Below are 12,301 nucleotides of genomic sequence, written 5' to 3' on the forward strand. Positions count from 1 at the left end.
GAACCTTTTTTGTAAAAAGGTTCCCTCAGACTCCCTCCAAAAACTTTTAATGCGAGTTGGTTTCCCCCTGTTTTGCCTGGCAAAACAGGGGGAAACCAACTCGTATTGAAAGTCTTTGAAGGGGGTCCGGGGGAAACGTGGGCCTATGGCCCTTCTGCAGAAAGTTTCCCCCGGTGAAATAGACCAGGGCCTTCCCTAAAAAACTTGACCTCGCTGGTCGGAATATTTATACTGGTACATTCAAACCAACGTTTACGGGACGGGTCATGGAAACCAAATTCATTATCGCTGTCGGCGTATTCGTCGTCATGTACGCTTTCCTCATCGCCGAGAAGGTGAACAGGGCCGTGGTGTCGCTGCTCGGCGCGGGTCTCCTCATAATCCTCGGCGTCATCCACCAGGATGCGGCCATACACGGCATCGACTTCAACACCATCGGACTCCTTGTCGGCATGATGACCATAGTCTCCATAAGCCAGAAGACCGGCATGTTCCAGTATCTGGCCATAAAGAGCGCCAAGGCCGTGAAGGGCGAGCCCTGGTCCATGCTCGTGGTCCTGTCGATCATAACGGCCGTGCTCTCGGCGCTGCTCGACAACGTGACGACCGTGCTGCTCATCGTGCCCATTACGCTGCTCATAACCGACGAGCTCGACCTCAATCCCTATCCCTTTCTCGCCTCGCAGATACTGGCCTCCAACATCGGCGGCGCGGCGACCCTCATAGGCGATCCGCCCAACATCATGATAGGCAGCGCCAAGGGGTTCTCCTTCATGGACTTCGTGCTCAACGTGGGGCCCGTCATGCCGGTCGTCATGGCGGCCACGCTCGTGCCCATGAAACTGCTCTACGGAAAGGAGCTGAAGGTCTCCGACGAGATGCGCCGCAGGATAATGGAGTTCAAGGAGGAGGAGACGCTCACCGACAGGGTGCTTCTGCGCAAGTGCCTGGCCGTCATGGCTCTCGTCATAGCGGGGTTCCTGCTGCAGAAGCCGCTTCATCTCGAGTCGGCCACCATAGCGCTCTTCGGCGCGGCCCTCCTCATACTCGTAAGCGGCGAGGACCTCCACAAGGCGATGGAGAATGTCGAGTGGACGACCATATTCTTCTTCATAGGGCTCTTCGTAGTGGTCCACGGCCTCGTGGAGGTGGGCTTCATCGCGATGCTCGCCAAGAAGATGCTCTCGCTCACGGGCGGCGAGGTGTCGACGGCCACGCACCTCATCCTCTGGGTCTCGGCCGTGGCCTCGGCCATCATAGACAACATACCCTTTGTCGCCACCATGATACCGCTCATCGACAAGATGGCGCCGTCGCTGGGCGGCGACGAGGCGATAATGCCGCTGTGGTGGGCCCTCTCGATCGGGGCGTGCCTGGGCGGCAACGGCACCATAATAGGGGCCTCGGCCAACGTCATAGTGGCGGGGCTCGCCCACAGGGGAGGCTACCCCATAGGTTTCTTCCGCTTCATGAAGCTCGCCTTCCCGCTCATGCTCATGTCCATAGCCATATCGGCCGTCTACATGTACCTGCGCTACCTTTGAGCGGGGGAGAGGGCGGGGCCGCGGCCGCCGCGCCGGCAAGCGAAACAGAGGAGAGTTAGCGATGATTGCCGCCAACATAATGACAAGGGACGTAAAGTGCCTCACCGCCGACGCGCCTCTGGTCGAGGCAGTAAGGCTCATAAAGGACGAGAAGATCCGCCAGCTCCCCATCGTGGACGGCGAGCACAGGGTCGTGGGCGTCATAACGCCCCGCACCATGCTCAAGGCCATACTGCCGGGCTACATAGCCGAGGGCATATTGAAGGACGTGGCCTTCGCCCCGGAGCTTCCCGAGTTCATCGAGAAGATGAACGGCCTTGTCACCAAGCGGGTCGGCGAGTACATGGATGACAAGTTCGTGAAGATAACGCCCGAGACGTCGACCATGGAAGTGGCCGCCATCTTCGTGAACGAAGAGATGCGGGTCGAGAGCATAATGGTCGTCGACGACGGCGACAGGCTCCTGGGCATCATCTCCCCCTGGGACGTCTTCAAGAGGCTGTGCGAGTACAGGGAGAAGAACGAGAGCTGAGGGAAGTCGGCCTCTACGTACACGTCCCCTTCTGCCTCTCCCGCTGCCCCTACTGCGACTTCTACTCGACGGGCGCCCCCGGCCCCCTCGACCGTTACGCCGACGCCGTGGCCGCCGAGCTCGACCTCGTCGTCGGGGAGCTCTTCCCCGGCGGCGGCGTCCGTCTCGACTCGGTCTACTTCGGCGGCGGCACCCCCACGCTCCTCGGCCCCGCTGCCGCGTCCGCCCTCCTTTCGCGCCTCAAGGCCCCGTTCGTAGCGGCCCCCGACCTGGAGGTGAGCTTCGAGGCCAATCCCGGTTCCCTGGACCCGGAGGGCCTGCGCCTGCTCAGGCGCGCCGGCGTTACGAGGATAAGCTTGGGCGTGCAGTCCCTCGACGACGGGTTGCTCCGCACCCTCGGCAGGATCCACGACGCCGCCTCGGCCCTCGACGCCTTCCGGCTCGCAAGGCTCGCGGGCTTCGAGAACATCTCGGTGGACCTCATCTACGGCATCCCCGGGCAGACCCTCGAGCGGTGGGTCGATACCCTCGACCGTGCCGTCGGGCTCGGTCCCGACCACGTCTCGGTCTACGGCCTCACCATCGAGGGGGACGTCCCTTTCCACGACCTCTACGGCCCCTCGGCCCCCCTCGCTGCGGCCGTGCCCGACGACGACGCCCAGGCGGCCATGTTCGAGAGCGCCTTCGAGGTGCTCGGCGCGGCGGGTTACGAGCGTTACGAGCTCTCCAGCTACGCCCTTGCGGGGCGGACCTGTCGCCACAACCTGCGCTACTGGAGCGCAGGCGACTACATCGGCCTCGGCCCCTCGGCGGCCTCCTACGTGCGCGGCGCCGGCCGCTGGGGGCGGCGGTGGCGCAACGCCGCCGACCTGGACGGCTACCTGGAGGCCCTCGAAGCCGGCGCAAGGCCGCCGGCCGAGTGCGAGGAACTCACGAAGGGCCAGGCCGCCATGGAGGACGTCTTCCTCTCGCTCCGCACATCGGCGGGCCTCGACCTCGAGGGCTTCAGGGACCGCTACGGCGTGGCGCTCGAAGAGGGCCGGGCCGCAAGGGAGCTCATGGGGCAGGGATGGCTCGTCCGCCGGGGGGAGAGACTCGCGCTCGCGGACCGGGCCGCGCCCCTCGCCAACGAGGTCTTGACAAGGCTGCTTGACGTTGATATCTTATAACATTGACGTGCGGTTGAAGGCGCTTTCAGCCCCATCGGCGGTCCGGCCAGGGACCGTCCCGGAGACCCCTGTCCGGCGCGGAGGTCCCCGGTGCGCGCTGCGCCTGCCCCGCCGGGTCCTCGCCACGGGCGGGCGGCGACCATCATCTACCCGGAAAAGACATGTGGGACTTCGGAGAGCTCTCAGAGCGTGCAAGAAAGATACTCGGCGCCGTAGTCAGGGAGTTCATCGACACGGCCGAACCCGTCAGCTCCAGAACGCTCGTGGCCCGTCACTTCAGGGAGCTCAGCTCGGCGACCATCCGTAACGAGATGGCCGAGCTCGAGGCGGCCGGCTTTCTCAAGCAGCCCCACAAGTCGGCCGGAAGGGTGCCCACGGAAAAGAGCTTCCGGTTCTACGTGGACAGCCTCCTGAAGCCGCGGGGACCCTTCGAGTACGACACCAGGCGCATTAAAAAGGCGCTCCTCCACAACAGACCGGCCGACGAGACGGTGCGCGAGACGCTCAAGGTCCTCACCGGGCTCACGTCGTGCGCCGGATTCGTCCTCGTCCCCAGGGCAAGCCGCTTTGTCATAAGGCATATAAAGTGCCTCAAGCTCAACAGCGAGCAGATGATGGTCGTCATCGTCTCCCAGTCGGGCCTGCTCCAGAGCCGCGTGATAGTGATGGACGACGCCCTCAGGCGCCTCGACTTCGAAAAGGTCTCCAACTACCTGAGTTCCATAGCCGAGGGGCTCGACTACAGGGAGCTCCGCAAAAGGCTCCTCGACGAGATGAGGAGCGAGAGGAGCCTGTACAACGACCTGCTCGGCAACGCGCTCAGACTGAGCGACGCGGTCTTCGACGACGGTGGGGCGAGCGACCCCGACGCCATCATCTTCGAGGGCAAGACCAACGTCTTCGAGCAGCCCGAGTTCAGGCGCGACGTGGAGCGCATGCGCGAGCTCTACGACGCCTTCGAGGAGAAGAGCCTGCTGGTGAAGATAATCGACAAGAGCATGGACGAGGCGGGCATCCACATCTTCATGGGATCGGAGAGCGAGGTCAAGGAGTTCGAGGGCCTGGGCTTCGTCACCGCGCCCTACACGCGGGACGGCGACATCATAGGTACCCTCGGCGTGGTGGGTCCCATGAGGATGGACTACTCCAAGATAGTGCCGCTCGTCGATTTCACGGCCTGCACCCTCGGCAAGGTCTTCTGAATCCCGACCGTCACCGGTCGGTCCTTTCCCCGGCGCTCGGAGCCGCCGGGATTGACGTGCAAACTACGGAGTGGTGTTTTCATGACGCCGAAAGAGAGAGGAGAAGCGGTGGAAGAGAAGGTCGAGCTCAGCTCGAAGCCGGACGAGGCCGCCGGCGGGCGCGACGGCGAAGAGGGGAGCGCGGTCGAAGACGAGGCGCGCCGTCTCAAGGAAGAGCTCGACGCCATGGGACGGGAGCTCGACGAGATGAAGAATCTCTACCTGCGAAGCTGCGCCGAGCTCGAAAACTACAGGAAGCGGGTCGAAAAGGAGAAGGCCTCGCACCTGCTCTACGCCAACGAGCGTCTCGTAAAGGAGCTTCTGCCCGTCATCGACAACCTCGACAGGGCCCTCGCCCACTCGGAGAGCGAGATCGACCCGGCCAAAGGGCTCGAAAGCCTGAGGAACGGACTGCGCCTCACCGTCAAGGAACTCGAAAAGGTGCTCGACAGGTTCGGCCTCAAGGCCGTGAAGGCCGTGGGCGAGCGTTTCGACCCGACGATCCACGAGGCCATAAGTCACGAAGAGAGCGCCGACAACGAGGCCGGCACCGTCATAAAGGAGTTCCAGAAGGGCTACATGCTCAACGACAGACTCGTCCGCCCGGCCATCGTCGCCGTCGCCAAGGAGCCGCGCGGCGACGACGAAGACAGTTGACGCGGACCGGACAGGCCCCTCTTCACCAATGAGCCGAAGGACACGGCCTTAAAAAGTCTGCCCCTCATCTCTTAAGGAGACTCTGATTAATTGCACTGGGGGAAACTTTCTGTAGAAGGGCCACAGGCCCACGTTTCCCCCAGACCCCCTTCAAAGACTTTTAATTCCCTGCGGATCATCCCGATTTTGCAAGCAAAATCGGGATGATCCGCAGGGCGTTGAAAGTTTTTGGAGGGAGTCTGAGGGAACCTTTTTACAAAAAGGTTCCCTCAGTGTAATAAATTAGAGCTCCCTTAAGAGAGTCGTCGGAGGGGGCCGGAAAGGGTTTGGATGTCTGAGAAGGACTATTACAAGATACTCGGCGTGGACCGTGACGCGACGCAGGAGGATATAAAGCGCGCCTTCCGCAGGCTCGTTCACGAGCATCATCCCGACAAGCACAAGGGAGATCCCGAGGCCGAAGAGCGTTTCAAGGCCATAAACGAGGCATACGAGACGCTCAAGGATCCCGAAAAGCGCGCCCGCTATGATCGTTTCGGCTTCGCAGGCACCGGCGCGGGGCACCGGGAGCCGGGCTTCGGCGTCGATTTTCAGGACTTCTTCGGCGACGTCTTCGCCGACTTCTTCGGCGCCGGAAGGCGCAGAAGCGCTCCGCGCAGGGGCGCCGACCTCCGCTACGACCTCGACATCACCTTCGAGGAGGCGGCCTTCGGCGCGGAAAAGACCATCAAGGTGCCGAGGACCGTGGCCTGCGCCACCTGCGGCGGCTCGGGCGCAAGGCCGGGCACCGCTCCGGCCCGCTGCGCAACCTGCGAGGGCAAGGGGCAGGTGCGCTACCAGCAGGGGTTTTTCAGCATATCGAGACCGTGTTCCGCCTGCGGCGGCACGGGGAGCGTCATAACCGACCCATGCAGGGAGTGTCGCGGCTCGGGCAAGAAGAGGGAGACCCACTCGCTCAAGGTCAAGATTCCCGGCGGTGTGGACACTGGCTCGCGGCTGCGTCTCGCCGGCGAGGGCGAGTACGGCGAGAGGGGAGGTCCTCCGGGCGACCTCTACATCGTGCTCAACGTACTGCCCCATCCCATATTCAAGCGCCAGGACGACGACATACTCTGCGAGGTCCCCATAAGCTTCACCCAGGCCGCCCTCGGAGCCGAGATAGAGGTGCCCACCCTGGAGGGACCGGTGAGGCTCAAGATACCGCCGGGCACCCAGTCGGGCAAGACATTCAGGCTCGCCTCCAAGGGCATCGCCTCCCTCCATACGGGCCGCCGGGGCGACGAGCACGTGGTCATAAGGGTGGAGACGCCCACGTCGCTCACCGAGCGCCAGCGCGAGCTTCTCGAGGAGTTCGCCGCCATAAGCGGCGAGGAGACCACGCCGCTGAAGAAGAACTTCTTCTCCAAGGTCAAGGAGATGTTCGGATGAGGGCCGCTCCGTCCCGCCGGCGGGAGGGAGCGGAGGCGGGCCGGGGCGCCGGCCGGGCGTCGCTCTCCCTGGGAGGAGGAGCCCTGCTCGCCGCCCTCGCCGCCATGCTCCTCTTTACGCCGGCCCGGGGGGCAGCCGAGCAGTACTGGTCCCAGTCGTCGGCGCGCAGCCTCCTGGCCTCCATCATCGAGGAACTCGAGACGAAGGGACCGCTCGACGAGGTGGTCTCCGAGCTCGAAGGCTTCATAGCAAGCCATCCCTTCTCCTACGTGACCGACGAGGCCGTCATCAGGGCGGCCGACATCTTCAGGGAGAGAGAGGAGTTCGACAAGGCCTCCTACTACTACGAGAGGCTCCTCGAGTACTTCCCGCTCAGCGACTTCAAGCTCGACGCCCTGTACGGGCTCGCCTACTGCCGCTACCGCGACGGCCGCATAAAGGAGGCGCGGGACCTGCTCGACTCGGTCGTCGCAAGCGACGAGGCCACGCTCACCCGGCGCGTGCGCGCCCATATCCTCCTGCGCGAGCTCGACTCGCTCGAGCGCTACGCGGCGCTCGGCAAGTCCGCCCCCCCGCCGAGGGCCATAGGGGCGCTCCTTCCGCTCAAGGGCGATTACGCCGTCTTCGGCGAGGAGGCCCTGAGGGGCGTGCTCCTTGCGGCCGGTGTCTTCGATGGCGACGGCGCCGACGTGGAGATCGTCGTCGAAGAACTCGACGGAGACCCGGCCGGCGCCGTCAAGGCCGTAAGGCGCCTGGCCTCGGACGAGCGGGTGGTGGCGCTGGTGGGGCCCCTTCTGAGCAGGACCGCATCGGTCGTGGGAAAGGCCGCCCAGAAGGCGAAGATACCGGTCATCGAGCTCTCCCAGCGAAAGGACGTACAGAAGACGGGAGAGTACGTCTTCCGCAACTTCATGACGCCCAGACAGCAGGCCGCCGCCGTGGCGCGCTACGCCGTCAGGACCCTCGGGCTCAGGCGCTTCGCCGTCCTCTATCCCAAGAACCACTACGGCAGGGAGCTTGCCGGCTACTTCAAGCGCGAGGTCCTCTCCCTGGGCGCTACGGTCGTGGGGCAGATGGGTTACGCCGACAGGCAGACCGACTTCGCCGAGGAGCTCAAGGAGCTCTTCGGTGTGACCGTGGAGGAGAGGATGGAGGGGCGCCGTCACATAACGGAGTTCACCTACGCAAAGGAGATAGACGCCCTCTACATACCGGACTACTACGACACGGTCTCCATCATCGCGCCTTATCTGGCCTACTACAACATAAAGGACGTGCAGCTTCTCGGCTCCAACGGATGGAACTCGCCTCGGCTCGTGGAGCTCGCCGGAGAGTACGTGGAAGGGGCCGTCTTCGTCGACGGCTTCTTCGCGGGCACCGACAGGGCGCAGACGCTGGACTTCATCAACGGCTTCACCGACACCTACGGCCGCGAGCCAGGCATCATCGGGGCCCACGCCTACGATGCCGCCAGGATGCTTCTTGCGGCCATAGAGGGCGGGGCATCGAGCCGCGAAGAGGTGCGCCGCCGGCTGCTCGAGGGCGGCGGCCTCGACGGGGCCACGGGCGATATCGTCATGGGCGGCGACGGCGAGGCCCGAAAGCCGCTCTTCCTGCTTACCGTCAAGGGAAGGCGCATCGTGGAGGCGCCGCGGCCCCCGGCGGAGCCGTCCGGCGCCGAGGGCCGCGGTGCCGGCGGGGGCGGTCCCTGAGAGGTTCGGCCCGCGCCAGGCGGGGTCTTTTACGCCTTTGCGGGCCGAACCTCTCAGGGACCGCCGAAGACCCGAATAACATAGGGGGGGAGCGCGGGGGGACGCGAGCCCTGGGTCCTTCCATGAAAAGTCCGCCCAGGGGGCGCCCGATCCTGAGTCGTCGTCTCTTGAATGGCGGAGCGGGGGCCGCTTGGGCGCGCCAGGCGGGGTTTGTTACGCCTTTGCGCCCAGGCGGTCCCCGCTCCGCCCGGGCAGAGTGAGGGGTTTCCAGCAGGGAGCCTCTGATTGGTCCCCGGGGGAACCGTGGGGCTGTGACCCTTTGCAAAAAGGTTCCCTCAGACTCCCTCCAAAAACTCTTAACGCCCTGCGGATCATCCCGATTTTGCTTGCAAAATCGGGATGATCCGCAGGGAATTAAAAGTCTTTGAAGGGGGTCTGGGGGAAACTTTCTACAGAAAGTTTCCCCCAGAGTAGTTAATCGGAGTTTCCGGAAAAAAGAGACGGAGGGGCTGCCATGGGGCTTACGCACATAGACGAGCGGGGTAAGGCGAAGATGGTGGATGTGACGGCCAAGGACGTCACCGAGCGCAGGGCCGTGGCGTCCTGTTCCGTGACGATGAGGCCCGAGACGCTGGAGCTCGTGCTCGCAAACGAGATGAAAAAGGGCGATGTGCTCGGTGTGGCCCGCATAGCGGGCATCATGGCCGCCAAGCGCACGGACCGGATCATCCCGCTGTGCCATCCGCTCAACATCACGTCCGTGGACGTCGACTTCCGGCCCGACCGCGACACCTCTTCCATAGCCGTCAGCGCCACGGTCAAGGTGGCCTCGCGCACCGGCGTCGAGATGGAGGCCCTTACGGCCGTCTCGGCGGCGGCCCTCACCATCTACGACATGTGCAAGGCCGTCGACAAGGAGATGGTCATCTCCGACATAAGGCTCGAAGAGAAGAGCGGGGGGCGAAGCGGCGAGTTCAGGAGGCGCGGTTGAATTGATGTTGAACAATGGAACCCTTTCGGGTTATACTACGCAGATGATGGACAAAAACAGACTGGAAAAATTCAGGGAACTGCTCAACGGCCAGCTCGACTCCCTGCTGAGCGAAGCGGGCAAGGCCGTGAGCGGCATGAGCGCGTCCAAGGACGACAACTTCCCCGACCCCACCGACAGGGCCTCCCACGAGACGGACAGGAACTTCCTTCTGCGGGTCAAGGATCGCGAGCGCAAGCTCATCGCCAAGATACGGGAGGCGCTCAAGAGGATAGACGACGGCACTTACGGCGTCTGCGAGCTCTGCGGCGAGGAGATATCGGAGAAGCGGCTCGAGGCGAGACCGGTCACCACCTACTGTATAGAGTGCAAGAAAGAGGCGGAAGAGGAGGAGCGCCAGCAGAAGGGTGTTATGTAGAGGGCCTTCCTCGCAGCTCCCCGGCGGTCTCTTCTTCATGGGAACGGGGAGGCCCGCCGCAGCCCCTTCGCCGAGGAGGGGGCGCCTTCGCTATCCCCTCTGAAAAAAGGTGTAATCCATGCCCGAGCTGAGAAAAGACCCCATTATCGGCCGCTGGGTCATCATCTCCACGGAACGCGGAAAGCGTCCTTCCGAGTTCCTCGTCCCCAAGCCTTCGACGAAACAGGGGTTCTGCCCCTTCTGTCCCGGCAACGAAGACAAGACCCCGCCGGAGATCATCGCTTACCGCAGCGGGGGCGGCGCGCCCAATACCCCTGGCTGGCACATCCGGGTTGTCTCCAACAAGTACCCGGCCCTCAAGATAGAGGGCAAGCTCGAGCGCGAGGGCGACGGCATCTACGACAAGATGAGCGGCGTGGGCGCCCACGAGGTGATAATCGACGCGCCGGGACACAAGGACACCCTCTCCACGGTGGACGCCAAGCAGTTCGAGGAAGTCCTCTGGGCATACAGGGACAGGATCATCGATCTCAAGAAGGACCCGCGCATCCGTTACATCCTCATCTTCAAGAACCACGGCGAGGCGGCCGGGGCCTCGCTCGAACACTCCCACTCCCAGCTCATCGCGCTCCCCATCATACCCAAGCGGGTGGCCGAGGAACTCGACGGCTCGCTCGAGTACTTCAACTACAAGGAGAGGTGCCTTTTCTGCGACATCATCCGCCAGGAGACGATGCAGGGCGAGAGGGTCGTCGCCGAGAGCCAGGACTTCCTCGCCGTGGCCCCCTATGCGCCCAAGGCCCCCTTCGAGGTCTGGATCCTTCCGAAGTCCCATCAGTCCAACTTCGAGGACGCCCAGAAGACCCATTACGAGGACCTGGCGAGACTCTTTTCAGAGGTGCTCAGGAAGATAGACAAGGTGCTCAATTTCCCCCCCTACAACTTCATCCTCCACAGCGCCCCCCTCAAGGACGGAGAGTTGCAGCACTATCACTGGCACTTCGAGATAATGCCCAAGCTCATGAAGATGGCCGGCTTCGAGTGGGGCTCCGGTTTCTACATCAATCCCACGCCTCCCGAAGAGGCCGCCAGGTTCCTGAGGGACGCCAAGGTCTGAAAGCGCCGCGCCCATCCCGCCGCACATCCTTTCTCGATGGGCCTTCGCGGCCGGAGTCCCCGGAGGCTTGATCGAACCGATGGGATACGACATCCTCAGCACCGTCATAGAGCTTACCGACGGTCCCGGCGCTCTGAGAAAGAGGCTTGCCGCCGTGGCGAGGCTGCTCGTCGAGACCCATCGCTTCGATCAGTGCGCCGTATACGAATACGACGCGCGCGAGAGGAGTTTTTCGCTGCTGGCCGTCCACGGCGCGAGGGCGGGCCGCAAGAGGTCCTACATGGCGGGGGAGGGGCTCGTGGGCCGTCTCTCCAGGGAGCGCGGGGTGCTGGAGTCGCACGGCGGCACCCTGGACTCCGACAAGGGGTTTGCGCCGTACTCGAGCGCCTACGTCTTCACCCTCTCCGACACGACGCGCCTGTACGGCGCGCTCTGCCTGAAGTCCTTCGAGCCGTACAGGCTCTCGGGCCACGCCATGGAGCTCCTCAAGGTGATAGCGCTCCAGATGGCCTCGGTCATGAAGTGCGACCGCATATACAGGGGGCTCCGTACATCGCTCAAGGACCTGAAGCTCATGCAGTCGCGGCTCGTCCACGCCGAGAAGTTCCTGGCCCTTGGCGACATGGCCGCCACGCTGGCGCACCAGATAAAGAATCCGCTCGTGAGCATCGGGGGCCTTGCATCGAGGATCGGCAGGTCCCTGGACGCCGACTCGGCGTGCGCCCCCTACGTGCGGCGCCTCGTGAGCGAGGTGCGCCGCCTCGAGGAGATTCTTGAGGCCATTGTCGGCTACTCGGAGGACAGGGGCGCGCGCTTTGCCGAGGTCGAACTGAACGGGCTCGTAGACGCCTCGCTCCACAACTTCGACGAGCAGTTGCGGGTCCACCGCATCGAGGTGCGGCGCACGCGCCGCGGCGGCCGGCTCCTCACCTTCGGCGACGGGGAACAGCTCAAAATTGCTTTTGACAACCTGATCATCAATGCGATACAGTCTATGGAGAAAGGCGGGGTGCTCGACGTAACCACCGGTATCTGCGGCGATTTCGTCGTGGCGGAGTTCACCGACAGCGGCGGCGGCATCGACCCCCGTCACGTGGGGGACATCTTCAACCCCTTCTTCACCACAAAGGACGGAGGCACCGGGCTGGGGCTCCCCATAACGCGCACCATCATACTGCGGCACAAGGGTTCCATCGAGGTCACCAACAGGACGGGCGAGGGCGTGACCTTCACGGTCATGCTCCCGCGGACTCCCCGCGGGGCGTGAGGGCGCATCCGCAGGCTGCCACTCCATGCGGACTTATGGAAGCTCTGATTAATTACCCTGGGGGAAACTTTCTGAAGAAAGTTTCCCCCAGACCCCCTTCAAAGACTTTTAATTCCCTGCGGATCATCCCGATTTTGCTTGCAAAATCGGGATGATCCGCAGGGCGTTAAAAGTTTTTGGAGGGAGTCTGAGGGAACCTTTTTACAAAAAGGTTCCCTCAGTGCA

Annotated in this window: 11 protein-coding genes; all 11 read left to right on the plus strand. The window is 63.5% G+C overall.

Annotated elements, in window-relative coordinates:
- The first annotated feature begins 266 nt into the window (after window positions 1-266).
- The 11 genes from ENJ37_04600 (at window position 267) to ENJ37_04650 (ending at window position 12,076) form a co-directional block, all read left to right on the plus strand.
- The gene (locus ENJ37_04600) at window positions 267-1,544 is read left to right on the plus strand and encodes a hypothetical protein (protein ID HHL39762.1); all 1,278 of its coding nucleotides are present in this window, start codon (window positions 267-269) and stop codon (window positions 1,542-1,544) included.
- A 61-nt stretch (window positions 1,545-1,605) separates the two neighbouring features.
- Complete coding sequence (locus ENJ37_04605; protein HHL39763.1) at window positions 1,606-2,076, plus strand: CBS domain-containing protein; 471 nt, start codon at window positions 1,606-1,608, stop codon at window positions 2,074-2,076.
- On the plus strand, window positions 2,025-3,245 hold the full coding sequence (gene hemW, locus ENJ37_04610; protein ID HHL39764.1) for a radical SAM family heme chaperone HemW: 1,221 nt from the start codon (window positions 2,025-2,027) through the stop codon (window positions 3,243-3,245). The genes ENJ37_04605 and hemW overlap by 52 nt, the downstream gene beginning before the upstream one ends.
- 161 nt (window positions 3,246-3,406) lie before the next feature.
- Window positions 3,407-4,447: a heat-inducible transcription repressor HrcA gene (hrcA, locus tag ENJ37_04615; GenBank protein ID HHL39765.1), complete on the plus strand. Its 1,041-nt coding sequence runs from the start codon at window positions 3,407-3,409 to the stop codon at window positions 4,445-4,447.
- Between the two features lie 81 nt (window positions 4,448-4,528).
- Window positions 4,529-5,143 (plus strand): nucleotide exchange factor GrpE, encoded by a 615-nt coding sequence (gene grpE / locus ENJ37_04620; GenBank protein ID HHL39766.1) that lies wholly within the window; start codon window positions 4,529-4,531, stop codon window positions 5,141-5,143.
- A gap of 330 nt (window positions 5,144-5,473) precedes the next feature.
- On the plus strand, window positions 5,474-6,571 hold the full coding sequence (gene dnaJ / locus ENJ37_04625) for a molecular chaperone DnaJ (GenBank protein ID HHL39767.1): 1,098 nt from the start codon (window positions 5,474-5,476) through the stop codon (window positions 6,569-6,571).
- Window positions 6,568-8,283, plus strand: a complete 1,716-nt coding sequence (locus ENJ37_04630) for a tetratricopeptide repeat protein (protein HHL39768.1) — start codon at window positions 6,568-6,570, stop codon at window positions 8,281-8,283. The genes dnaJ and ENJ37_04630 overlap by 4 nt, the downstream gene beginning before the upstream one ends.
- A gap of 514 nt (window positions 8,284-8,797) precedes the next feature.
- The gene (gene moaC / locus ENJ37_04635; protein HHL39769.1) at window positions 8,798-9,274 is read left to right on the plus strand and encodes a cyclic pyranopterin monophosphate synthase MoaC; all 477 of its coding nucleotides are present in this window, start codon (window positions 8,798-8,800) and stop codon (window positions 9,272-9,274) included.
- Between the two features lie 46 nt (window positions 9,275-9,320).
- Window positions 9,321-9,692 (plus strand): RNA polymerase-binding protein DksA, encoded by a 372-nt coding sequence (gene dksA, locus ENJ37_04640; GenBank protein ID HHL39770.1) that lies wholly within the window; start codon window positions 9,321-9,323, stop codon window positions 9,690-9,692.
- A gap of 118 nt (window positions 9,693-9,810) precedes the next feature.
- Complete coding sequence (gene galT, locus ENJ37_04645; protein HHL39771.1) at window positions 9,811-10,809, plus strand: galactose-1-phosphate uridylyltransferase; 999 nt, start codon at window positions 9,811-9,813, stop codon at window positions 10,807-10,809.
- Window positions 10,810-10,888: 79 nt separating this feature from the next.
- Complete coding sequence (locus tag ENJ37_04650; protein ID HHL39772.1) at window positions 10,889-12,076, plus strand: hypothetical protein; 1,188 nt, start codon at window positions 10,889-10,891, stop codon at window positions 12,074-12,076.
- Window positions 12,077-12,301: the final 225 nt, after the last annotated feature.

This window comes from Deltaproteobacteria bacterium (genome assembly GCA_011375175.1).
Lineage (GTDB): Bacteria > Desulfobacterota > GWC2-55-46 > GWC2-55-46 > DRME01 > DRME01.